The sequence below is a fragment of the Pedobacter sp. ok626 genome (assembly GCF_900100435.1).
In the GTDB taxonomy this organism is placed as follows: domain Bacteria; phylum Bacteroidota; class Bacteroidia; order Sphingobacteriales; family Sphingobacteriaceae; genus Pedobacter.
In genome coordinates this window covers 315656-341673 of sequence record NZ_FNEX01000005.1, presented here as the reverse complement: position 1 = coordinate 341673, position 26018 = coordinate 315656, and the positions used below count along the sequence as shown (strand labels likewise).

Genomic DNA, 26018 nt, shown 5'->3' with positions numbered 1-26018 from the left:
AGCTTCATCCATCAATAAAGTTCATTGTTTTATTCTGTTTCCGATACGCACCTGGCGTTAGTCCGGTTATACGTTTAAAAATTCTGGAAAAATAATCTGTATTGAGACCTGCCTGATCTGTCTTAGGGATCAGGTAATCAAAACACCATTCTCTTTTTTTATCTTTGCAGTATGCACAATCAACTTATCCATCTTATTACACAAAGTGTAGCACTTTCTGATTTAGAAAAGGATTTGTGCGTGCAATATTTTGAACCAGTTTTATACCCTAAAAATCGGGTGATTGAAGAAGAAGGAAAAATACCTGGCTATCTGTATTTTGTAGTTTCAGGTTTTGTCCGTCTATTCCATTATAATGATAAGGGCGATGAGGTGACAACACACATAAATTGTCCACCTGGTTTCATTACTTCCTATTCTAATTTTGCCAATCAGAAGAAATCTGATGAAAATTTGGAATGTATTACCGAATGTGAACTATTGCGGATTACGAAATCTGATCTTGATACAATTATCGGACAAAGCCCCGCTTTTAAAGATTTCAGTATCCTGGTATTCCAACAGTCTTTATCCTATAATGAAACCCGTGCAAAAGAACTAGCTACTCTCAATGCAGAACAACGGTATTTAAAACTGATGGAAGAATATCCCGAAGTTCTCCGAAATGTTCCCATGCAATACATCTCCTCTTTTCTTGGTATGAACCCTAAAAGTCTGAGCCGCATCCGCAAACAGATTATTAGGTAACATTTGTGAAGTGGTTTTGAATGAGCAAGGCCGAACTTTGACGTATCATTTAAAATCAAAGGATATGACACATAAAAATTTAGCACTGGTATCGGGTGCCAATGGACATTTGGGCAATAACTTAGTTAGATTACTGCTTAAAAAAGGAATCCCAGTGCGGGCATCGGTCCGCAATATCAAAAACGCAACATGTTTCAAAGATTTAGACTGTGAGGTGGTTCAAGCAGATATTACAGACAGCGCTTCCTTTAAAAGAGCCTTGCAAGGTGTTGATACGTTTTATGCCGTTGGTGCAGCCTTCAAATTGTGGGCTAAGGACCCCAAAAAGGAAATTTACGATGTGAATATGCAGGGAACACGCAACACCATAGAAGCAGCGGCCGAAGCTGGTGTAAAAAGAATTGTCTATGTGAGTTCTATTGCTGCTTTGGATTATACCAATTTACCTACAAAAGAAAGCAATGGCTACAACCCCGACCGCAGGGATATGTATTACAATTCTAAAAATGATGGTGAAAAGCTCGCTTTTCAACTGGCTAAAGAATTAGGAATTGAATTGGTATCCGTTATGCCAGGAGCAATGATAGGAAGCGAAGCATTTTTACCTTTGAGTGTGTCTTATGGTGTACTAAAGATGATTTTGGATAAAAAAATTCCGATGGATACCAAAATTACCCTGAACTGGATTGATGTGAAAGATGTTGCAGAAGGTTGCTTTTTGGCCGCACAAAAAGGTCGTCCTGGAGAACGGTATATTCTCGCCAACGAAAAATGTATGACCATTACCGATACAACTAAATTAGCTCAAAAGCTTTATCCCGAACTGAAACTAAAAATACCTGGATCTGTACCAAAATTTATGTTGTATGCTATTGCAGGTTTTATGGAGTTTTCGGCGAAGATAAGCGGAAAGCCACCTTTACTGACCACCAAAGACATTGCTATGTTTTCAGGATTGCAACAGGATTTTGATATTTCTAAATCAAGAAATGAATTAGGATTTAATCCGAAAAATAATGAGCAAGCAGTGAAAGAAGCACTGGCCTACCTCATGGAGCATAGGATAAATTAAAGATCTTAAAGTCTCTGTAAAGAATCTGGGGGCTTAATTTTCAAAAAAATGATTAAGCTTATTTGTTAAATTTATATATCGTTATTAAGGACTATCTGGATAGATAGCCCTTAATTTTTATCAATTTCCTCTCGGATTGAACAATAGTGGGAACCACACTTTAAAATAGGATTTTAACTCATTATTACCTGCAGATGCATAATCGCAAAGCATCAAGCTTAATGGTCCCTTAGCATCTTCTGCATAAGATTCAGGAATAAAATCTGCTTTAAAACGCAAGTAATCATCGCCTGAATTTGCAGGCAATGCAGTAAGCGTAACAAATCCCGGCTTACTAAGCACAGGCTTCATTACACTTTCAATTCCAGCCCCCTCAAATCTCGAATCACGTGCCAGTACGATAGGTCCATACATAATAGCAGCACTATGCATATCAGTTCCCGTTTCAATAATTCTTCCCCGCATGTCAAGCTCCAAACTAATCTTATCACCTGTTTTCCATACACGTTTTATTTTAACATTACTACCAGGCAAACAAGTGATCAACTCATTATTTACAGAAACTTTCGTTTCCTTACTCCAATTTGGTATTCTTATACTGACTTCCATATCTTCAGGTTTTGTCACCGAAATCTTCAACTCTACCTTTCCATTTTTGGGATACTCTGTTTGTTGATTCAGGGTAATCACCTGTTTCTTAGGCGCGTGGAGTTTATACGTTCCCGCAGCAAAATAGTTTACCTGTATCCCATCCTTACTTTTCATGATGATATGCATCGGTAAATTAAAAAGTCCACGCGGGCCGCTAGCCTCACAACAATTCATTCCCATACCACATTGTTCACTTCCAGACAACCGTTGTCCATTTAGTGGTGTATATTTTGCCCAAACCGCTCCATGCGAACTCAATGAACCAAGCAGCGCGTTATAATAAGACAGCTCCACCTCATCACTATACTTAACCTCCCCCGTAAGCTTTAATAACTGCTCGGTAAGCTTAATCCAGGTTACAGTTACGCAGGTCTCCTGATAATGATGTACTGGAATATTTTGCTTCGCTTTACCACCAAACCACATCTCCGTCGAAGCACCCGAACCAACAATATTAATCTCCGTATTGCGAATATTCTCCCAGGTATCTTTAACCGCTTTCAAATAATCATTATTGCCCGTAATCCGGTAAAGCTCCAGCAGACCTTCATAACAGGACATCATTTCATAAGCCTTTTGTCCTTGTTCAGGACTATACCAATTTTTGGGTTTAGGAAAACGTTCACTCACATTTTTATCAGCTTTACTTAGCAACTGCGGCCCTTCTGGCGTTTCCCATTGTTGAACAATCCTTTCTGCAAATTCCAGATACTTTTTATTGCCCGTATAATTATAAAGCAAACATATTGGTTCAAGCACAGACGACGCTGCCATCCCCTTGTAATTCCCTTTAGTTACGATAATACCGTCTTTTTTGTTTAGATCGTTTATTAAATTATCAGCAATACGGCTTGCCCCAACGAGACTTTTTTCATCCTTTGTAAGATCATAGTAGGAAAGTAAACCCAGCATACAATACTTTCTACCCCAAATATCCCATTGCTCCAACCGATGAGAAACTGCATAGTTGCCAATATAACCATCGGGTGTTTGTGTAGCTAGTAAGCCCTTAACGGCTTTATCCAATACCTGCTTAAGTTGAGCGGAAGGATGATACTTATACGCAAGCACAGCCGACGTAAACCACTTGCCCCAAAACTCACTTTGCCACATCCGGGTTTCATTCCTGTTTTCAACTTTAAATGGCTCGATAAGCCGCTCCACATCCTGAGCCAGGATGCGATTGGCAATAGACTCTTCCAATTTACCTCCTAAATATCCAGTTAAATGCATTTCCGATGTAGCTTCAAGCACATCAGAGACCGAAGCACTACCTTTTTTTTGCGCTAATAGTTCAGCATAAATCATGGTTAAAGACAATAGCGTAACCAGCATTATTTTTCTATTTCTCATACATTCTTACTATTTCCGTCCATATCATTTCAGCAATGGCTTTCATTCCTTTATCAGAAGGGTGGGATCCAACTCCTTTATCTTTAAATTTATCTAATGCCATATTCACGGGGTCTTTAGACAGATCACTCAAACTTAAAAACTGGTCACCCCCAGCCTCACTTGCTTCACGAATGGCAAGAGTTACAGATTCATTTTTCCAAAAAGATGATGCATTCAGGACTTTAACTTTCGGATTGCTTGCCTTAAAATAATCAACAAGTCCTTTGTAATATTTCTTAAAGTCGTGCTCAGCTATACGCTCAGCAGCTACGTTTTCACCCAATCTGAAGATAATCAGGTCAGGTTTTAGCTGCCTTAAACTATCTAATTGTGACAAATCATAATTCCAATAACCTCTTTCGTAATCTGCAATATTTTTAAAATATACAGAGACAAGCGGATTTACCGTTTTTAACTTTTGTATCAGCAGGTGTACATAATCACTGTCTTTTACCGAAGCTGCCATTCCCCAGTCACCAAACCAGCCTACTTGAGCTTTAGGTCCATGCCTGGTAATGCTATTTCCAAAAATAAATACCCTTTTATAACTGTTTACTACTTTATCCATCGACCAATCGTCGGATCTGAATGATGATGCAGGAAGGCCTCCTTTATTAAATAGTTCGGCAACCACAAAATCTTTAAATCCATAGCGTACAGCTACCGGGTTTGGTACTGCCGAACTAGTTACCCGCACTTCCTTAGAAACAATAGACGCTTTAGCCGGATAAAATTTCCTATCTGCACCTGCTATTTCAAATAAAGTAAGCTCCTTCCCCATACTTGTCAGTCCACTTTCTGCATAATCAAAGCCAACTGTAGCGACATTTCCGTCAATCTTCATCCCCTTGTATATCGGGCCCGTTTCCGAAAGTCCTTTAATCCCATACTTTCTGCTGAGCGCTAAATTTGCTAAACGCGTGCCCGCTGCCTGCTTATCACTAGGATGAATACAATTTTTCTCACCCACATCCAGCAATATTCCCATGCCACTATTGGGAATCAACTTTTGCGCTTTTAACTGCGCCTCACGCAAGTAGGCCGAATTAGTCCCTTTATATCCGTTAACCTGGTAGTCAAAGGGGGCGATCTGCAAGTAGTAGAACGGAAAATCCCCCAAGCCCCATAAACTACGCCAATCTTTAACCATGGCCTGCATAAGAAGCGGGTACTGTTGCGGGTTATTCCTATTAGACTCTCCCTGGTACCAAATACATCCGGCAATGTTGTAACCTATAATTGGATGAATCATTCCATTATACAAAACTGTGGGTGTCTGACTTGGGACTTTTATTGAATCCATTTTATTCGGGATTTTAAAGTTTCGGAAGGACTGAAGCGCATTCTTGCTCATCCAAGGCTCTATATAAGAACCACCTATACTCGCTGTGATCAAACCAACAGGAACATCCAATTGCTTTTGCAACATTTTACCAAAATACCAGGCTGTTGCACTAAAATTAGACACCGCCTCTGGCGAAACTTCCTTCCATTGTCCGCGGAAATGTTCCATAGGCTCAGTTCCAGAAGCTCTCCCTACATCAAAAAATCGTATTTTCGTATTTTTGGCCTGAGCAATCTCCGTCTCAGAATCCTTTACCGGATTACCGGGAAAACCTTTAACAGGCATCAGCATATTGGACTGTCCGGCACATAACCAAACCTCTCCGATCAAAATGTTTTTGATCGTCACCGGCTTTCCTTCATTAATAAGAATGGTATATGGCCCACCTGCTTTCGGTGTCCGGATATTCAATTTCCATTTACCCTGATCATCAGCATGAACCTCATTCACCTTATTATCCCATGAAGCCACTAAGCGGACTAAAGCTCCTTTATCAGCCCAGCCCCAAATCAGCACATTAGATTCTTGCTGCAATAGCATATTATCGCTAAACACAGCAGGCAACCGAACTTCTGCTTTAAGACCCACTATAGCTAGTAAGCAAAAAGCAATAATCAACACATAAAATTTCTTAGTCATTTCTGTTTATTTATACTTGAATAATTATCCAATTGAACCACACAGTCTTCAAAGGAGCCTGATATCATTTCTCCAACAAAGCAAAAGCGCACCAAAGAACAGGCGCCTGCCCATGGAAATCGCCTGTTATCTGTTTTCTATCCAGATAATATTGCCTGTCACTTTTTTTATTGGTTCCCTCACATACACCGGTTATATTACCTGCTTCATCTAAATGTTCTACCAGTGAAAACCAACCTTTTCTTGCCGCTGCATTATACCGTTTACCGGCCAGCCACCCATGTTTTACACCGCTGAGCATGGCATAGGTAAACATTCCCGTGCAGGATGATTCGACCCAGGAAGCAGGATCATCAATCAATTGTCGCCACATCCCATCCGACGATTGGTATTTTAGCAGGGAACGCATCATCAATTTGTATTTTGTGAGTATGAAGGCCCTATCAGGATTATCTTTGGGCAGAGACTTAAGCAATTCTGTCATTCCCGCCGCCATCCAACCATTACCCCGCCCCCAATAAAACGGCACATCTGGTGCATGATAAAACAATCCATTTGGCTTTTGCAACTGCTTTAAGTAAAATACCATTTCATTTGCTGCACGGTTGATATATTCTTTATTACCAGTAGCCCTAAAAGCCTGAACCTGCAACAATGTGATCATATACATATCATCAATCCACAATCTTGTTTGCCAGCTTAAACCCTGCTTTACATAGCCTTTTATAGAATCTGCAAGCTTCACACCCTCAGGTACCTGCCATTGATTATCGGCATACAGCTTGCCAAAGGGCAGATAATCTTTTACACCTGTATGTAAATACAGCGCTAAGGGTAGCGCACCAAATACAGAATGATCTACATTATCATGTATGGGCACCATTCGTTTTTTGTCCTTAAAAAAAGGCTCAAAACGGGCGACAAGTTGCGTTTTAATTTCTGCATTCTTAGTAATTCCGGCAAAACTAAGCGCTCCATACCAGGTACACACTTCTGAATAAGCAATCGTTGATCCATACAACAAATAAGGAGAGTTGATAAACTTAGACGTTACCTTTAAACCTATTGTTTGAGGGTCATATTTAGCTGGAAATTTCTCCAACTGCTGGGCCATTGCGCCCATATAGATAAACATCGACCAAAAAATGGCTCCAATTATTTTATACAATTTCATAAGATTTCACTATTTAAGAGGCTTCCATTCCAATACAGAGAGCATTTGAGGAGCCATTGCTATTTGACCATCATTGTCCTTTTGCTGTACTTTTTGAAGTAACAAATTCAAAACATTTTTACTATTCCAAAGTTCAGTATCATAACTAGGCTCCCAGGCGCCAAGATCTTGCAAACTAAGGTCCTCACACACCCATACCGGTTTATCAAGATCCTTACATATAGCAATGGAAGCGCTGTTCTGTCGTTCAACATCTCTAAATATTAGGGCTACCGCAGTATGGGTTCCGTTATCCCAAACCAGTACCTGTGGCCTCGCTATCGGTATGCCTTTTGTGCCACCACCACTTAACGAAAAATCCCTTTCCCTAAAATTTAGATTTAAATTAATCCACCGTCCCTGTTTTAAATAGAGCAAATGATATTGAGGTGCCTTCGCTCCTTTTTCCTTCCAATAGCTCGCAATATAAGGGTTACCATTATGGTCAGTCGTCATCGACACCTGATTGATAAGTTCGCTTTTTTGTGGAATTTTAGCAACACACTCTGCCCTTGCCTCCTTAATTGGGAGTTGATATTTTGTTCCATCGGATCTGGTCCAGGTCTTTCCTCCATCTGCCGAACGCGCATAACACACATCGTGATTGGTTGCTACATCTGGACTTTCACGCCAGGTCCAGGACATATGAATCACTCCTTTTTTATCCAGTGCAATTTGCCAATAAGGATTGCGAAGGTTTTCGCCATCAATAAAACTGCTTTGAACTTGTGTCCATTTTCCGGTTTTTACGGCATATCTGTTTAACATCACATTACCGCTTCCCGATTCACCGTCCCTATAAAAGAATAGTAGATCACCATTTATCAGCCTGTAAAATTCAGGATAAGTAATTTTATCCTCCTTCAAGCCAGTCATCATTAGCTTTTTTGAAAGCTTCAGCGATCCGGGAGATAGGCTCTTGCAGTAATTTAAGGGAGTAAGGTGCTTGCCCCAGCTGTGATGATCCCATGATACATGCAAATACCCCTGCCCATCCACGCCAATACTGATCGAATTGTGTGCATCAAAAACATCGCCCTTGTATTGTGTTTTTGCTATTTCCCAAACAGGGGAATTTGATTTGCGTTTGGCTAAGACTACATAATGTGCGCTATCATAAAAAGCAGTGTATTGGATACCCTGAAAAGTTACTAGTGAATTTTTCCTGTAAGGCACCACATTGATAGAATTATTAGCCCATCCTTTACCTATTGGGGTAATTTTTGTCGGCATTTGGATTTGGCTAAAACCTGCGCTAACAGTAAAGAGAAAAACAACTATGGAATTATAAAATTTCATATCGCTAAGGGTTAATGGTCAGCACAAGGGTTTTAACAATATCTTTCTCATCATCGACATTGATATTTGAAGCCAGGAAAGTGACGGTGTAGGTGCCGGCTGCTTTAAAAACATAAGAGTAATTAGCAACTCGCGTATCAATCCCTTTTATAGGAATACTGTAGTCAGGATTTACGGTATTAAGATCAATTGCAGTCGATATAGACCAATCTTCATTAGTTGCCTGTCCCGGAACAATACTTGGCACTTGCATCTGTGTTGATGTTATAGTCCATTTATAGGTTGGGTTTTGGAGATCTACAGCAACAAATCCTGCAGCCAAAAAATTAGGAACTACGGCGAATATCGTTTTATCAGTAAGTGTATTATTAATAGTTAGACCTCCAATCGTCCAGCCTCTGGGTTGTAAGGTATTTTGGGGAGCAAGATCATAAAAACCTATGTATACTGGTTTATTGAGCGCTGCATAATCAGACAAATCAACATTTCCAGATGGCGTATTGTTTCCGGCCGTTCCCCCTGGTGATAATATCGCCCTGTTGGTGATGTCCGTCCAAGTTGCTTTAGCAATACTTGGAGCATCATAAACTCCATTGAAGTCGTTTGAAATCATCATTTTCAAATTACCTACTTGAGAACCGCCTGCCTGGGTAGAGGTAAACTGCATAATGGCCTTGCCATTTTCGCGGGTTCTCGCCCGATTTGCATAATTATTACCGACTTCGCCCGAATAGAATGATATAAAATTTGGGTTTCCTGAAAAATTAAACACCACTTGCTCGCCAACTTTATAGGTGCCTTTATCAGTTTTAACATCAAACTCAGGAGATTTAACACCTTCTTTTTTACAAGAAAAAAGAAGGCTAGAAATGATTAAAAATGAAAGAAATATATAATGTAGTTTCATGATCATTATTTTTTATTTAAATAAATTTTACCAGCCGGGATTTTGGTCCTTTTGAGTAATTGCTGCATTTAATGAGAGTTCCCGACTTGGAATTGGATATAGCGTATGTTTATCCTGAATATTTTCGCCAAGAAGGGCTACACTTTTATAAGCTGCCGGAGCATTTGCCCTTACATCTATCGCAAAATCTTTTAGTGTAGTGATCAATGTACCCCATCTTTTTAAGTCATGCGTCCGCAGGCATTCAAAAGACAGCTCCCGCATTCTTTCATTCTGTATTTGAGTAAAGAAATCTTTCTGATCTAGCCCTGCAACGAGATTGGCATCGCTGGCTATAATAGTTTCAATTGTTGCTGTGGCTGTTGCTCTCACTCCCCCGGTACCGGTTGGGGCGGCTATAGAAACAATAGGGACAGCATTATAAAAACCACCCGGAGAAGTAATTGTAATTGCAGTCACCTTTCCCGCAGTAATGGTTGCAGTGGCCGTTGCGGTATAACTGGCCGTACCTGCCGCTATTGTTACTTCTGGTGCAGCAGTATAGCCCGAACCAGCATTATTAATGGTTATTGTTGCCACTCGACTACCATTGCCATAAGCTCTTTGTCTAACTTTATTAATCGCTTCATAAGCCAATGTTGTAGGCCCATTGATCTGATTTTCTGCCTCAGCGTACATCAGCAATACATCTGCATAACGTAACAATGGGAAATTAGTCCCACAAGCATTTTTATTTCTCGGCAAAAAGGTTTCTTCTTCTCTTCTCCATTTGCCAGGATACCTTCCCCAAATGGTAGTCACAGGAAAAATTGTTTTACTGGGAATCGCGGTATTTGCCCAGGTATAGTTAGCGATACTCCTATCCCGACGTAAATCCTTGGTAGCCTGACTTACAGGATCTGTAACCGCATACAAACCAAATAATTTACCAGTTATACCCAGAAAACCATATCCAAATCCAGGCTCTGCCAGGTAAGCTGCGGTAGTAGGTGTTCTATTGCCATTTCTTATGCCGTTAAATCCCGTTTCACGATGAGAATCACCCTGATTACCATAAAATTCTACTTCCCAGATGCACTCCTGAATATCATATTTATCCTGCGCCTGGTTTGTGAAAATCTGTGCAAAATCAGGGTTCAGAGAATTTTGCCCCTGATCTATTACCTTTTTAGACCATTTTAATGCATCTGCATATTTTGAAACATCATTTATTGGACTTCCAGCCATAGTTAAACATACCCTTGCTAAAATACCCTGGACAGCATTTTTAGAGATCCTACCTGATGAATTAGCTCCCAAAGTACTTGCCAAAGGCAAAAGTTCCTCTGCTGTTTGCATATCTTTCAAAATCTGATCGTAAATAACTTTAACATCAGTACGCGGAATATCAACCTCATTAGCAGACTTCGTTGAACTTAACTTTAGTGGAACACCTCCCCAATTATCTACCAGCATAAAATAATAATAGGCTCTCAAGAAAAGTGCTTGCCCTTTAAAGCTTTTTTTAGCAGTTTCTCCAATACTAGCCTTATCAAGGGCTTCAAGTAATATGTTTGCACGATTGATCCCATCATAAAGAGCCGTCCACAATCCATTAATATCTGAGTTCGACGAATCATAATTGAAGATCTGGGTAGTTGGTATAATAAAAGCCGAAAATGCCCAATAAGCCTCATCATTACCATAAGAAAGCCAGGTCAGTAAAGCATTACCGTACATAGCCTCACTCCCTAAAGGGTCATAGACACCATTTAAAGCGTTAGACAATTGTTGTTCGGTTTGGTAGTAATTTACGGGTGATAAAAATTCAGTTGGGTTAGTATCCAGCTTATTGCATGATGATGCTAAAACCATTATTGTTAAGATAAAAAAAGTGATCTTTTTCATTTTTTCAGTGTTAAAATGTAGCATTTAAACCAAATACAATTGTCCGGGCTCTTGGATAGGCGGAGTAATCAAAGCCAGGCGTTAATGCCGTATTACGAGTAGAAACTTCCGGATCAGAACCTGAATAATTGGTCCACGTTATTAAATTCTGGGCAGATACATTGAATCTCAACGCCATTAAACTGATTTTTTTCAATAAAGCTGATGGAATTGAATATCCCAGAGAGACTGTTTTCAAGCGCAAAAAAGATCCATCTTCTATGATACGAGAAGAATAAGCATACGGCCCATTACCATTAGTCCGGAAATAGGTATTTGAAGGATTATTGGCAGTCCATCTATCTGCATAAGTTTCAAACATATTCAAACCCGGACTCTTGCTACCTTCAAATACCAGGCGATTGGCATTTAAAATATCATTTCCGTACGACCACTGGAAAAATACATTCAGGTCGAAATTTTTATAAGCAAAGTTATTTGAAAAACCCCCAGTGAATTTAGGATTGGGATTACCGATAATGGTTCTGTCTAAAGTATTTACCGTACCATCATTATTTAAATCTGCATATTTAATATCTCCAGGTTGTACTACAGCCCGTCCACTACCATTATCAGGAACAGTACTTTTTAAAACGTAGCTACCATTCGGCATCTTATTAAAATCTGAATATTGATATACGCCAGTCCATTTGTAGCCAAAAAACTGAGCAATTGGTGCATTAAGCTGAGCGATATAGGGAAATAGATTGTTATAGCTGGTTTCCCAGCCTATGGCCGTTGTTAAACTTTCCTGATCCTTGGTTAACGCCAATACCTTATTCCGGTTAAATGAGATATTGAAACTAGAGCCCCAGGAAAACTTACCCGTCAAATTTTTCGTATTGAGTTCAAATTCCCAACCGCTATTGCCCACTTTACCAATATTTTTAAATGCCGTAGTATAACCACTTGATGCTGGCAATTGTGCATTTAACAATAAATCATAAGTTCTCTTGTTGTAATAATCAACAGAAGCAGAAATCCGGTTTTTAAAGAACGAAATATCCAAACCAGCATCAAACTGAGCCGTAGTTTCCCATCTCAAATCTGTGTTACCCAAAGTACTTGGGACCGCACCGGTCACAAAGGCATTTGCGAAACTATAATTGTTAATGATGGGAAAAGTAATTCTGGAGAGATAGGCAAAATCGTTTACCCTGTTGTTACCCGTTACACCATAGCTGGTGCGTAGCTTTGCATCAGATATTACCGTTATCTTTTTCATAAATGTCTCCTTCATCACGTTCCAGGCAAAAGCTGCAGAAGGGAAATATCCCCATTTGTGTCCATCTGCGAATTTGGAAGAACCATCTGCACGAAAAGAGGCTGTAAAAAGATATTTAGATTTATAGCCGTAATTAACGCGCGCCAGATAAGATTCTAAATAATTACCTGTAGAACCGGTTCGGATGGCCAAAGGAATACCCTGACTCAATCCGTCCAAACCCAAAGATTCATTAGGCAATTGATTGGCGGTTAAGCCATGATTAGCAGATTTTGCATGTTGAATAGTATAGCCTGCTACAGCGCTAACCGTATGGATTTTATTAAAAACCTTGTTGTAGTTTAGCGTATTTTCATTGGTATAATTGGTGATTTCAAAGTTGTCAATGCTTCCATTTGGTCCATTTGTACCCGGATATGTTCTAAAATCGCCATACTTGGTTTGGCTATTATAAAATGTAGAATTCTCCAACGTTCTTGAATAAATACCACCTGTAACTTTAAGAATTAGATCCTTTGTGATCTTATAATCTATGATTCCAGATGAAATCATCGTTTTATCTTCACTCATCACCTTCTCATTTTTAGCAGAAAGGACAGGATTATATCGGTAGTCGCTGGTTATATTCGGATCAAGCGAAGAATCCGCCAGGTCCGATTCATTTTCACCCGTAACCGGTCTGAATCCCCAGGTGCTATACAATAATCCATAAGACATGGAGCCTGAACTAGAGGGTAAAGTGCCAAACGTTTTAGAAGCCGAGTAATTTACATTTACATTGATCCTAAGTTTATCATTAATGGTTTGCTCCAGATTAAAACGCCCCTGATACCGATCATATCCAGAGTTTATGATGATCCCGTCTTGCAGAAATGCCGATCCCGATAAAGAATACTTGGTTTTATCAGTACCACCTCTAACGGATAAATTGTGGTTTTGCATAGCCGCGTTCCTAAAAATCTGACTTTGCCAATCGGTTCCCTCAGTAGTTTTATAATAATCCAGTGTGCGCCCGCCTGCCTGCGGATTTGCCAATGATGGATCACCAGGTGTATAAATCGTTTGGGCTGTTGGACCAATTAAATCTATTTGCAGTTTCACAAAATCGTATGGATTCATCATTTTCATTTTATTGATGTTCTGCTGAATTCCAAAATAGTTGTCGTACGCAACAATGGGTGGTCCCTGCTTCCCTTTTTTTGTAGTGATAATAATTACCCCATTCGCCCCTCTCGCACCATAGATCGCAGTTGCCGACGCATCTTTTAAAATGCTAATGGTTGCAATTTCAGAAGGATTGATCATGTTGTTATTGGGATTTTCTATAGGAAAGCCATCAATCACATATAAGGGCGAATTGTCTTGTGTGATGGAGTTATTACCACGAATTACAATATTACTGGCAGCTCCTGGTTGTCCTTCCGGCGAACTGACTTGTACACCTGCAGTACGACCGGCTAAGGCCTCCTCAAAAGACCTTACAGGAGCTTTATTCAAGTCTTCTATTTTAACCTGCCCAACAGCTCCTGTTAAATCCGATTTAGCAACAGTTCCATAGCCAATGACCACAATATCACTTAAATCTGTGCTCTTCTGTCTCAAAACAACATTGATGGTATTGCGTCCATTTATTGGGATTTCCTGGGTTTCAAAACCAATGAATGAAAATGTTAAGCTCCGTTTCAAATCTGGACTTTTGATGAGATAATTCCCCTTGGCATCCGAAATTGAAGTCAGATTACCATCTTTTAGCCTAACCGTTACACCGGGCAAAGGACGATTTTTATCATCGGTAATGGTTCCTTTTACCTCCAGATTCTGAGCAATAACCTGACTCTCCGGCCTGCGAATTACCACGATAAGATTGTCACTAATCTTATAAACAACAGGTTGGTTGTTAAAACAATAATTCAGCACCTCATTAAGTGGTGTATTGCTAAAATTCACATTAATAGGGTGACTTTTTCTCAGCATTTCTTTCGTATAGAGAAAGTCGTACCCCGTTTGCGCTTTAATTCTTATAAAAATCTGATCCAGGGATATATTCCTTTCAGCCAGCGTCACTTTTTGAGCGTTAACAGCCAGCGAATTCTGAAGAAAAACTGTAATTATTAAAACAAAAACAAGCTTCATAACCAGTAAATATTTATGAATGCCGACGGGAGTCCGGCACACAGTTAAGGTATAAAATTTCATATATTTGAAACGTTTAGGTAAAATTTCATGATTAGCTTTATTAACAGAAGTGTATGAAAACCTGGATTTTGCCAGGGTACGTCGGAAGCGTTCCCTGGCTTTTTTCGAGATTTCTCTATTTAATTTTATTGGCTCCTTGCAACCTCTTGCCAGTAAGTGCCCATCCACATCAATCTGAGTGATGATTTATTACCAGCGGCGAAATTTACTGCGCCAGACAAGGCTATGTTTGCATTATTGGCAATCGTTGTTTGTGCATTGCTAAAGGTTAGTTGTAACTCACGGTAAAGTTGTCCGCCGGTTATATTACTTATCGTTGTTGCAGCGGAATTATTAAAATTCAGAATTTTTGCGGCCTGCAAATTACCACCTCCTAGTAAAGCTGATACTACAGTGGCATTAGCAGAAAATGATACCCTACCACCAGCTGCCGAAGTTTGAAATACCGTTTGCGCATTATCTGTAACTTGATTTAAAGGGCTTTGATTAAATAATGGCTGCTCCAAAAAGCTTTGATTATTGGCATTAAACGTCCCATAGGCATCAATAAAAGTACCTGAAGAAGTTCCATAGGTCCGCACTGTTCTTACCACAGGTCGACGGATGATCACACCTTGTGAAGCCGCCCTATCGAATACAATTCCATTACCCAGATTATTAAATAAGGGGCCATCAAACTCCACACCAACACCATCTTTGATATGCACCTCATAACTGTTATAACTTCCATCTTCAATTTTACCATTGCCGGTAAAATAGGGTGTGATAAATTTAATGTTTCGTTCTACATCGTTTGCCCCATTCGAGTTAATTAAAATAGCATTCAATCGTGCTACCTCAAATTGTTGCCCTATAGAAACCAGATTGTAACAACCTCCATCAAGCCACATATTCTGTTGATCAGAAAGGCTGCATTGTCCACCCATAAAAATAAGGGGACCCAAGGTTCCTGAAGAGGCCGCACGACGCCCAATGCGAATGCCATAACCGCATTTATAAACATTTACATTACTGTATATCTTCATATTAACCTGCCCAGTACTTTCATTTGATTTGATGTTTAAGCCAATACCAGTCCAGCTACCAGTACCGCTTGCCTGCCCTCGTATTAAACCATTATGATGCTCTGTTTCCCAGGTTGTCACTTCAGAAATACCATTTCCTGCTGGATTTTTTATCTGAACTGTATAATTTTTCAGATAGATCTGACCCTGGCAGGCTTCAAAATAAATCACATCAGTAGTTTGGTTACCACCAATAAAATTCATCTCTTCAAAATCTATTTGCCCTCCCATTTCTCCGGGATGAGCGATGGAAAATTCGCCAATGCATTCAATTAAACGACTGGCACTTCCATTGATATGGACCAATGCGCTACCCTGAGGCTCCAAACTTCCTGTAGCAATCCCTCCAGCCTGACCAGTAATTTTTATCCTACCTGGCTTTGCCTTAAAACCAGGATTTTTAACACTATCCTTATAAAGATACAAAGTGCCGGTCAGGTATTTTTTTCCAGCCAAAAGCTTAATTTCTGTGCCACTTAGGGAACACCAATTAATGGCATTTTGAAGGGCTTGGGTATCATTTGTCCCCGTGCCTGTGCTGTAATTATAATCGCCTTTAGCCCCGAACATTTCAAACGTTACATAAGTTGTAAATCGTTTATACCTGTTGCTGCCCGACACCAACGTCATCGCTCCATCATCTGCACTAACGGTATCACCTGGATCATATTTAAAGGTACCGGACTGTAAATCCTGATTAATAAAAATCACTTTGCTGGTTCCTGCTGCACCACTTCTAAGTTGGGCAATGGTTAAAGAAGGGATATAAGTAGAATCCCGAACTGTCGATTTGGCCGACAGGTTTTTAAAGCATAGACAAAAAGCACAGACCATTATTATCCTGGTCAGAACCTGTGTTCTTTTAATAGAAAATGTCATACATTTGAACTGTTTGGTTTATAGTTTATTTGGTTAGTCAACTAATTTATTAGAATTTAAACTGAGCGTGAACAGGAGTGTGCTTACCACTTCTGTTTTTTTATTTAAAGTCATTTGGTAAAAAATCACTTCATCACAATTACCTTCCTTTCTTGAATTTTAAAATGTACTAAACCGGTTAATTCCAAAGAGGCTAATACTCTTTTAATATCTTCATACTTAGAAACTGTTCCTACAAAAGTTTCCGTCGTAATGTTATTTTGATATTCTACTTCTACATTATACCATCTTGATATTTTTCTCATAATAACCCCGATATCATCTCCAGAGAAATTAAACTTATCGTTTTGCCAGGCTATTGACTGTTCTGTATTTACATCGGAGATTTGAATATGGTCAACCACTCTTGCTTCCTGGCCTGGTTTAAGCATTTTTGCCTCATGATTATTTGTAAGCGACAGCTTTACACTACCTTCTAAAAGCGTGGTAACTACCGATTTCTCATCATGATATGCATTGATATTGAAATGCGTACCCAATACTTCTACCACCTGACTTCTTGAAATAACCTTGAAAGGCATGGCTCTATTTTTTGCAATTTCAAAATAAGCTTCCCCCTGCAATTCTACTTTACGTTCGTTTCCATTAAATACCTCAGGAAACTTAATCGATGATAAAGCATTAAGCCAAACTTTGGATCCATCTGCCAATACAACTGCATACTGCCCACCCGCTGGGGTGCTTATGGTATTATACGCCAACTTTGCCCGATTCCCTTTACTTTGCGTGGACTTATTCAGATTATAAACCAGCAAGCCATTTTTCGCCTTATTGACAATGGCTGCACCAGTATCTGTAACAATACCAATTTGAATATCCTTTAAAGCAACTTTAGATCCATCAGAACGTGTAAGGTAAGCTTCATTACCACCTGGTGTTATTTTATTTACTTTTGAGGTTGCCACATGATTTTTAGACGCTTCTGTTTGGATATTATTAAAAAATAAAGCGCCGAGCCCTGCTACTAGCAAAATGGCCCCTGCAACTTTAAGCCAGAAACCAATACTAAACCGTTTAGCCGGCTCTACTTCCATTTCGGCCCTTAGTCTGTTAAAGGATCTGGCATAAATTTCTTTTTTATCACCCATCTCCTCCATCCAGTTATCATCTAACAAGGTGATATTGTCTTTATATAGCCGCAATCGTTCTTCTTCTTCCGCGTTACAGTTTCCGGCCAGGTATTTTTCAGATAGTTTTAAAAATTCTTGCTCTGTCATAATAGATCCTATATTAGTATAGTGTATAAATCAAGAGATCTTCACAGACTTTAGTAAGTTTTTTTTAATACCCTGTTTTACACATTATCTTAAAATTATTTGTTAATTGCATTGACCAAATATGATGAAGAGATCAGATCTTAATGATGGTGAATTATGGCAGGCCATCAAAAATGATGATAGCCATGCCTTCTCTATTTTATATGATAGATACTGGGTGAGGTTGTATAAAACAGCATTCTATTTAACAAGAGATAAAGAAATTAGTGAGGATATTTTACACGATGTATTCATAAACATCTGGAAAAGAAGGTTCCTATTGAGTGTAAATTCTTTTAATGAATACTTGCTTACAGCGGTTAGGTATCAAGTATATAACAGGCGAAGATCCGGTAAACTATCTTTAGTTTCCATAGCTGACTACACGAATAACGACGGGGCCTATGTATTAAATGAGGCTGAGCAAAAACAACATATTGCAGATCTATCTAAAGAAATTGAGCAATACACTAACCAGCTTCCTAAACGTTGTCAGGAGATTTTTCTATTAAGTGTGAATGCACAACTAAGTACCGAAGAGATAGCCGATCGTCTTCAAATATCAAAAAGAACGGTAGAAAATCAAATTGCCTATGCCCGTAATTTTCTACGCAGTGTACTAAAACACAACGCCCTATTTCTAGCCATATATCTGGCAATGACCAAATAACAGCCGATATTTATACCAGGGTATTTTATCACTCCCTTAGCTCACTGCATCATGAAAAATTATTCCCAAAGTATGCCGCTCACCAGAATGCACTTCACTTACCCCATGTTTCATATTTACCCGATAATAGCCCTTACTACCTTTAACAGGTCGAAAGTGAGTTGTAAAAATCAATAGATCTCCCCTATCGGGATTTAATACTATAGCTTTTGATTGTGCTCTTGGCGTTTGTTCGGTTAATACAAACTCGCCCCCTGTAAAATCCTGGTTTGGTTCGTTTAAAAATAAAACAGTCTGAATTGGGAAATACACATCTCCGTACAAATCCTGGTGTAAGGTGTTGTGTCCACCTTTACCATATTTCAAAATCAAGGCTGTTGCTTTTGTTTGGTTATTTTCCTTGCACTGTTCTAAAAGCGCTTCATGCGTTTCAGGAAAGGTTGCAGCAATATTTAGTACTTTCATCCAGATATTTGCAATTGGAGCAAGGTATGGATATATGTTTTCTCTAATGCTTTGTATAAGATTTGGCAATGGATATTGGTAATATTTATATTCACCTAAACCGAAACGATGGCGCTCCATCACTACCCTTTTTCTGTACGCACCAGGATTTTCATAATTATCTATCAATTCCCTGCATTGTTCATTTGATATTAATTTTGGAACAATAGCATAACCATTTTCATGCATTTCTTCAACGATGTTTTCCCAATTGATAGACGCTATTTTTTCTTTCATAAATCCAATGCTTGCCAACTTAAAATTCCAAATGTCTTTTTGCGCCTTCCCAACCAATAATGGCTGTTTTTCTTGTATTGCCCCACATATAACCGCCAAGCATTCCAGTAGATTGAATTACCCGATGACAAGGAATTAAGAAAGCGACAGGATTGTGACCAATCGCCGTGCCTACGGCTCGCGATGCCTTGGGACTTTCAATCCGATCAGCAATCGCCCCATAAGTTGTAAGTTGGCCCAAAGGGATTTTTAAAAGTGTTTGCCACACTTTTAATTGAAAATCTGTTCCTTTTAAATGCAGTTTGATTTGGTTAAGTTTCGACCAATCCTGACTGAAAATATAGAGCGCGTTTTGCTGAATTAAATCAGTGTCTTGTTTGAAATTAGCATTCGGAAAATGGTTTTGCAGTACTGAAAAAGCATCGGCTTCATCATCGGAGAAGGCCATATAACAAATTCCTTTTTCGGTAGATGCCACTAGAATATCACCAAAAGGACTTTCTGCAAAACTGTAATTAATAGTCAGCGCTTTTCCACCGTTTTTGTATTCGGCCGGTGTCATGCCTTCTATGTTGATAAACAAATCGTGTAATCGTCCGGTGCCTGAAAGTCCTGCCTCATAAGTAGTTTCAAACAATGTCGCTTGATTTTCTTTCAAAAGCATTTTAGCGTATTCGACAGTAGTATATTGTAGGAATTTCTTCGGACTTGTTCCCACCCATTCGCTGAAAAGTCTTTGGAAATGAAATGGACTTAAATTAACTTCCTTTGCAACCTCCTCAAGATTGGGTTGAGCTTTAAAATTCTCTTTGATATATGCAATTGCCTCTGCAATTCGCTTATAATTGATATTTTCTTGTTCAGTCATATATCATAATTCTTATAACCCAAAGGTCGAAAGAAATTTTTGTTATAAACACCCGAAACTTGCTGATCTATTGCCCTACTATGGTTCGGTCAGGCTCTAAGGCAAACAGGTACTTTCTAGGTACCTCACACCTACCTCACAGGTACATGATAGGTATAAACACCTTCCATGGACGAACCAAGTACCCATGAAGTACGAATGATCTACCTGGTAGTATTAGGCTCTGCTCATCCTTCCAATTACCAGGCAAAAAGATCGCCATTAACCAAAAAACATCGTTATAATGATGAGTTTTGCACAAGTTTTGCGATTATATGAGTTTAAATATTTAACCTTGCGTACGCATTGACTAAACTAAGCAAGGATAATAATAATCATGGAAACCTACAGCGCATTTACTGATCAACAGTTGCTGGATCTCCTTAAAAAAGGTGATCAAAAGGCTTTCAATGAAATTTATGACAGACATGCTCCCAAAGTATTTTATCAGGTAAACCAAATGCTCCGCGATCGAGAGGCATCCAAAGATGTAGTTCAAGATCTTTTTATTACAATTTGGAACAAGTGCCAAAACATCAGGACGGAAAGTAGTTTAGCAGGTTATTTATATATAGCTGCCCAAAACAACGTATTAAAGTTCATAAGAAAAGGTCGCCTTAAAAGCGACTATCTAAATTCCCTGGCCCAATTTCAGCATGAAATCATTGAAGAACAGGGACCTGATTATGATATTGAAATGCTTTACAGCCTTATTGAAAAGGAAATTAGTCAACTTCCCGGAAAAATGAGAGTCATCTTTGAACTCAGTCGCCAAAGAGACTTATCTTACAAAGATATTGCTGCACAGCTTGGTATTGCCGAGAATACAGTCAGAAAACAAGTAAGTAATGCACTCAAGATCATTCGCGGCAATGTAGATAAGTATGGACATACGGGGCTTATTCTTCTCGCCCTAACACGTCGTTAAAAATTATTTTATTTTTTTTCTACTACTTTTTGAAGTCTGTGGGTAATACTTATAAATCGGCAAACAAAAGCCACACAGAAATAGCATGAATACCAAAAAAGCGACAAGTCTTTTAGATAAATATTTACAGGGTAAAGTTAATGAGGAGGAGGAAGCATTAGTGCAATACTGGTTATTGCGCGAAACTGAAAAAACTGAATCGGAAGAAGAAGATCCGAACTATCCACAAAACCACATTGAAATGTGGGATACCATTTCCAAAACCATAAATACTAAGAGAATCAGACTTTGGCCACGCATTTCTGTTGCCATTGCAGCTATGGCTTTGCTTTCAATGGGTGTCTGGCTTTATACCTCTCGCCAGGAGATCGTAGAACCTAGTATTCAACTCGCACATCAAAACGACATTGCCCCTGGGACCAATAAGGCGACCCTTACACTAAGTAACGGTAAGACGATACAATTGAGCAATGCCAAAACTGGAGTAATTATTGGTGCAGATTTAAGATATAATGACAATACTTCTCTCGCTTCGGTACCGAACAGCAAGGAGAATGAATTCACAACTGTGAGTACACCCCGAGGTGGTACTTACCAAATCCAATTGGCAGATGGTACAAAAGTATGGCTCAATGCTGCCAGTAGTTTAAAATTCCCTTCAACATTTGCCAATACAGCTGAACGTAAAGTTGAGCTAATCGGTGAAGGCTATTTTGAAGTAGCGAAGGATAAAAAACATCCTTTTATTGTTAAAAATGCCGGACAGGATATAAAAGTATTAGGTACACATTTTAACATCAATGCCTATGAAGATGAAGCAAGCATAAAAACAACGCTATTAGAAGGAAGTATTTATGTAGTCAATTCATTAGGGAAAACCGGTAAAAAGCTTATTCCTGGTCAACAATCAATTATTTCAGGTAATACCATTTCCATTAATAGCAAAGTAGACCTTGAAGAGGTTGTGGCCTGGAAAAATGGGTATTTTAATTTCAATGAGAGTCTGGAGAGCATAATGAATAAGGTATCCAGATGGTACGATGTTGACGTGATCTATGAAGTAAAACCAGCATCAGATCCATTTATAGCGAAAATTTCTAGGGAAAAAACCCTTTCTGCCCTATTAAATATTATAGAAAAAACCGGAGATGTTCATTTCAAAATTGAAGGAAGGAGGATAATCGTGACGAAATAGCTACCTAAACATCAAAAGGCTAAAATGCTAAAAAGCCAGAGGTGCTGCAAACACTCCTGGCCAATGATTGGCATTTAGTCAACAATATTTTCTACAACAGTATCAACTTTATAACCAAATCAAATGTATAAAATATATACCAAAAAACCGGGTATACCTTCGGGCTATATCCATAAACTCCTGCTCATTATGCGACTAACCACCGTTTTATTAATAGCAACCGTAATGCAAGTCAGTGCCTCTAGCTTTGCACAAAAAATAACAATCAATAAAAAGAACGCCTCTCTTGATATGGTTATAAATGACATTCGTCAACAAAGCGGTTTCGATTTTATTTACAAGCTAGACCTATTAAAGAAAGCAAAACCTGTGACTATAAATGTTAAAAATATCGATCTGATTGATGTTTTAAAACAGTGTTTTAAAGACCAACCATTTACCTTTTCTCTTGTAGACAAAACCGTTATCCTAAGAGAAAATGAACGCGAAAAGGCGGCGGTAAATATCACTGTAGAAGGGAAAGTAACCGATACTCTAGGGCACCCTATTCCTGGTGCGACGATTAAAGTGATGCAAAGCGAATTATTTACCAAAACAGATAGCCAAGGAAAATTTAGATTGGCATCAGTTCCTACAGATGCGGTCTTGTTGATCTCTTATGTCGGTTATAATTCCAAAAGAGTTGCCATTAATAGCTTAAAAAAGCCAATTACAATCATCCTTTCTGAAGGTTTAACCCGTCTGGAAGAGGCTGTGATTATAAGTACTGGTTTACAGCACCTAAGCAAAAATGTCGCTGTTGGTTCTGTTGCGGTTGCTACAGCAAAGGATCTAGAGAATTCTGGAATAACCACATTCGATAAAGCCCTGGCAGGAAAGCTTCCAGGCGTTTACGTGAGAAGTGTAACTGGTCGTCCAGGAGAAACCGGACAAATTATCATCAGAGGGGTAAATACACTTACGGGTAACGTTGAGCCATTATATGTGCTTGATGGAATGCCTTTGCAAGAAGGTGAAGTTTCCGGTGGTATGAATTCACTGATTTCAAATGGTATCGGAAACATCCCGCCAGAAAACATAGAAACAATCACCATTCTTAAAGATGCCACTGCCGCTGCGATCTATGGATCCAGAGCTGCAAATGGGGTAATTGTCATTACGACAAAAACAGGTAAAGCAGGTAGCGATTATATCAATTACTCCGGTAAATTTGGTATCACTGAAAAGCCTGCAAATAAGTTCAATTTCATGAACAGTCAGGAAAAGATTGGTTTCGAACGCGATTTATATAACAATTACCACATGTCTTACGAGCGAAGTGGTCGTGTTGGTCAGTTGTTAAACCTGGTTGAGAATGGCTCTATGACATCTGCAGAGGCAGAACGACAAATCGCGCAGCTTGGTCAAACCAATACTAATTGGATTGATGAATTGTATAGAAATGCTTTCAGCCAATCGCACAACATTAGCATGAGTGGTGGAAATACAAAAACTACCTATTTTACCTCAGTTAACTATCAGAACTCACAAGGTAGTTTGATCGAGAATCAGTTTCAAACCGCTGGTTTTAATATGAAGCTTTCCAGGTTTATTACTAATAAATTATTGGTTAACCTGAACCTGTACTCCACCTTTAAGAAAAATGTTGAAGGCCGGGCAACTGTGCCAGGTATTCAGGGACAGACTGGTATTGACCCATTCAAGTACGCAATATTTGCCAATCCCTACGAGAAACCATATAATGAAGATGGCTCTTATGCTTCCGACATGTCTTATAGAGAAATTCCCGTTACTGTAGGAAGTGCACCTTCATTGTATTATTCTAATTTTAATATGATCCGGGAATTGAAAGAGAATAGGTTGACCAATAACTATGGTAATGTACGTGGACAATTCGCACTTGAATACAGCTTTTTAAGAGGATTTAAATACACCGGAAACGTAGCTGGATCCTACACCAGTGTACATGATAAAGACGAATCCTATGCAGGAACCTACAGATCCTGGGTTAATAACTGGCTAAATAAATCTTCTGCAGCTGGCAATGTTTTGCCAGACTATAACCGTGGTTTTCTGGAAGAATCGACCGGACGTACCATGGATTACACCGTTCGAAACACACTTGAATACTCAAAACGGATAGCAAATCATTTTGTTCAAGCATTTACAGCTTTTGAATTTGGTGGCGTAACTAACGACAGGTTCAATCATTTTAATCCAATTTATTTACAAGAGTATGGTATTGCTGGTTATCCAAGTTGGGACTTAGTTCCTGATAACAGATTCCAAAATCTTATTCTTTCCAGATTAGGTGGCACATCGACCCGTGAAAATAGAAATGCATCTTATATTGGTTCATTAGTCTATTCGTATAATGATCGTTATGTATTTAATGGAAACCTAAGGTATGATGGAGTGGATATTGTTGGTTCAGCTAATCAATTCGCCCCGCTTTGGTCTGCCGGGGTTAAATGGAATGCACACAATGAAAGCTTCTTTGAAAAATACAATTCGGTGATCAGTCGTCTCGTACTTTCAGCTGGATTTGGCTATCGCGGAAGTATCAATAGAAGTGTATTACCTTTCCATACTTATACTTTAGGCACGGATGTTTACAATAACATTGCTGTAGCAAATGCCTTTGCTTACGGAAATCCTGTGATTAAATGGGAGAAGAAACAAGAAACCAATTTAGGCGCTGAAGTTTCTTTGTTTAACGGAAGAATCAATACCGAATTCAGGTACTTTAATGAAAAGGTGAAAGATTTATTAGACAATAGCATCACCCCTCCTTCTGTAGGCAGATCGTCAGCAATTGTAAACATTGGCTCAATGAGTAATAAAGGCTTTGAGATTTCAGCCAGATTTGAAGCCATTAAAACCAAAGATTTACTTTGGGAAGTAAGTGGAAACATTACACAGGTTAAAAATAATTTGGATAACGTTTATAACAAAACTGTTCCAAACCTAGCCAGTTCAACAACCGCAAATATCCAGGGTTATCCGGTAAATGGATGGTTTGGCTATAAGTTTGCCAATGTTGATCCAACTACCGGAAGTGTAATGGTTTATGCCCAAAAGAAAAAAACAGAACTGGTAGGTACTGAAGTGGTAACCTCTTATAGAGAAGAACTGGTAGATTTAAGTAAAACTTCGACTGCTGTACTTCAATCAGATTATGTGGCCTCCTATTTAGGGCATAGAGATCCGGAACTTTATGGTGGTTTTAGTACCCGTTTAGTCTATAAGTCTCTTGAGTTTGCTTCTACTTTTGTATTGGCTACAGGTAACCAGATTTTGGGTTTCAGAGACAGACGTGAAGGACCAACCCTCAATCCTGATGACATTACTGCGAGCAGAACCAACAGACTTAAAGAAAATCTGAACAGATGGACCCAAGCCGGTGACATCACCAATATCCCAGGCTACAAGAACAGCTCATCGAGTTATACACAATATTTGATTTCTACTGACCTTGAAAAGGGAAATTATTTAAAATGTAATGAAATGTCATTCTCCTGGAGAGCGCCAAAAAGCATTTTAAAACAAACAGCACTTAAAACACTAAAGGCTACATTGGTGGCAAACAATTTATTTATGGTAAGTGACTATAGTGGTACTGATCCGGAAACTCAAACCACTTTTGGGTATCCAAACACTAAAGCTTATACCCTTTCATTAACTGTTGGATTTTAAAATTGGA

Annotated in this window: 19 protein-coding genes; 7 read left to right on the top strand and 12 right to left on the bottom strand. The window is 39.0% G+C overall.

Features of this window, described 5'->3' with window-relative positions:
- Positions 1-4: 4 nt before the first annotated feature.
- Positions 5-130 (bottom strand): AraC family transcriptional regulator, encoded by a 126-nt coding sequence (locus BLS35_RS28370; protein ID WP_371328241.1) that lies wholly within the window; start codon positions 128-130, stop codon positions 5-7.
- A 41-nt stretch (positions 131-171) separates the two neighbouring features.
- On the opposite strand from BLS35_RS28370, the gene BLS35_RS09755 reads away from it, so the two are divergent.
- Positions 172-747, top strand: a complete 576-nt coding sequence (locus tag BLS35_RS09755) for a Crp/Fnr family transcriptional regulator (RefSeq protein WP_090780313.1) — start codon at positions 172-174, stop codon at positions 745-747.
- Positions 748-811: 64 nt separating this feature from the next.
- Entirely contained in the window at positions 812-1819 is a 1008-nt protein-coding gene (locus BLS35_RS09750; RefSeq protein ID WP_090780311.1) for an NAD-dependent epimerase/dehydratase family protein, read from the top strand.
- Positions 1820-1939: 120 nt separating this feature from the next.
- Here the strand turns inward: BLS35_RS09750 and BLS35_RS09745 are convergent, their stop codons facing one another.
- The 9 genes from BLS35_RS09745 to BLS35_RS09705 form a co-directional block, all read right to left on the bottom strand.
- Positions 1940-3823, bottom strand: coding sequence for a glycoside hydrolase family 127 protein (locus BLS35_RS09745; RefSeq protein WP_207909094.1), 1884 nt, complete (start codon positions 3821-3823; stop codon positions 1940-1942).
- Complete coding sequence (locus BLS35_RS09740; protein ID WP_090780309.1) at positions 3813-5849, bottom strand: SGNH/GDSL hydrolase family protein; 2037 nt, start codon at positions 5847-5849, stop codon at positions 3813-3815. Before BLS35_RS09740 ends, BLS35_RS09745 begins: the two co-directional genes overlap by 11 nt.
- 64 nt (positions 5850-5913) lie before the next feature.
- Positions 5914-7023: a glycoside hydrolase family 88/105 protein gene (locus BLS35_RS09735; RefSeq protein ID WP_090780307.1), complete on the bottom strand. Its 1110-nt coding sequence runs from the start codon at positions 7021-7023 to the stop codon at positions 5914-5916.
- 9 nt (positions 7024-7032) lie between these two features.
- Positions 7033-8361, bottom strand: coding sequence for a BNR repeat-containing protein (locus BLS35_RS09730; protein ID WP_090780305.1), 1329 nt, complete (start codon positions 8359-8361; stop codon positions 7033-7035).
- A gap of 4 nt (positions 8362-8365) precedes the next feature.
- Positions 8366-9268, bottom strand: coding sequence for a DUF5017 domain-containing protein (locus BLS35_RS09725; RefSeq protein ID WP_165973268.1), 903 nt, complete (start codon positions 9266-9268; stop codon positions 8366-8368).
- A gap of 27 nt (positions 9269-9295) precedes the next feature.
- On the bottom strand, positions 9296-11155 hold the full coding sequence (locus BLS35_RS09720; RefSeq protein ID WP_165973269.1) for a RagB/SusD family nutrient uptake outer membrane protein: 1860 nt from the start codon (positions 11153-11155) through the stop codon (positions 9296-9298).
- Between the two features lie 10 nt (positions 11156-11165).
- Positions 11166-14552, bottom strand: coding sequence for a TonB-dependent receptor (locus BLS35_RS09715; protein ID WP_090780298.1), 3387 nt, complete (start codon positions 14550-14552; stop codon positions 11166-11168).
- A gap of 188 nt (positions 14553-14740) precedes the next feature.
- The gene (locus BLS35_RS09710) at positions 14741-16558 is read right to left on the bottom strand and encodes a hypothetical protein (RefSeq protein ID WP_132225963.1); all 1818 of its coding nucleotides are present in this window, start codon (positions 16556-16558) and stop codon (positions 14741-14743) included.
- A gap of 125 nt (positions 16559-16683) precedes the next feature.
- Positions 16684-17835, bottom strand: a complete 1152-nt coding sequence (locus BLS35_RS09705; RefSeq protein WP_090780293.1) for a FecR family protein — start codon at positions 17833-17835, stop codon at positions 16684-16686.
- A 121-nt stretch (positions 17836-17956) separates the two neighbouring features.
- Between BLS35_RS09705 and BLS35_RS09700 the strand changes: the two genes are divergently transcribed.
- Complete coding sequence (locus BLS35_RS09700; RefSeq protein ID WP_090780291.1) at positions 17957-18544, top strand: RNA polymerase sigma factor; 588 nt, start codon at positions 17957-17959, stop codon at positions 18542-18544.
- 36 nt (positions 18545-18580) lie between these two features.
- On the opposite strand, the gene BLS35_RS09695 is transcribed toward BLS35_RS09700, so the two are convergent.
- The gene (locus BLS35_RS09695) at positions 18581-19285 is read right to left on the bottom strand and encodes a 2OG-Fe(II) oxygenase (RefSeq protein ID WP_175459586.1); all 705 of its coding nucleotides are present in this window, start codon (positions 19283-19285) and stop codon (positions 18581-18583) included.
- A 19-nt stretch (positions 19286-19304) separates the two neighbouring features.
- Positions 19305-20153, bottom strand: coding sequence for a bifunctional helix-turn-helix domain-containing protein/methylated-DNA--[protein]-cysteine S-methyltransferase (locus tag BLS35_RS09690; RefSeq protein WP_090780288.1), 849 nt, complete (start codon positions 20151-20153; stop codon positions 19305-19307).
- A gap of 168 nt (positions 20154-20321) precedes the next feature.
- On the opposite strand from BLS35_RS09690, the gene BLS35_RS27725 reads away from it, so the two are divergent.
- The 4 genes from BLS35_RS27725 to BLS35_RS09675 all read left to right on the top strand — a co-directional run bounded on the left by BLS35_RS27725 (position 20322) and on the right by BLS35_RS09675 (position 26011).
- Positions 20322-20471: a hypothetical protein gene (locus tag BLS35_RS27725; RefSeq protein ID WP_165973270.1), complete on the top strand. Its 150-nt coding sequence runs from the start codon at positions 20322-20324 to the stop codon at positions 20469-20471.
- 58 nt (positions 20472-20529) lie between these two features.
- Positions 20530-21120: an RNA polymerase sigma factor gene (locus tag BLS35_RS09685; protein ID WP_090780285.1), complete on the top strand. Its 591-nt coding sequence runs from the start codon at positions 20530-20532 to the stop codon at positions 21118-21120.
- 85 nt (positions 21121-21205) lie between these two features.
- Complete coding sequence (locus BLS35_RS09680; RefSeq protein ID WP_090780283.1) at positions 21206-22315, top strand: FecR family protein; 1110 nt, start codon at positions 21206-21208, stop codon at positions 22313-22315.
- A gap of 123 nt (positions 22316-22438) precedes the next feature.
- The gene (locus BLS35_RS09675) at positions 22439-26011 is read left to right on the top strand and encodes a SusC/RagA family TonB-linked outer membrane protein (RefSeq protein ID WP_090780280.1); all 3573 of its coding nucleotides are present in this window, start codon (positions 22439-22441) and stop codon (positions 26009-26011) included.
- Positions 26012-26018 lie beyond the last annotated feature (7 nt).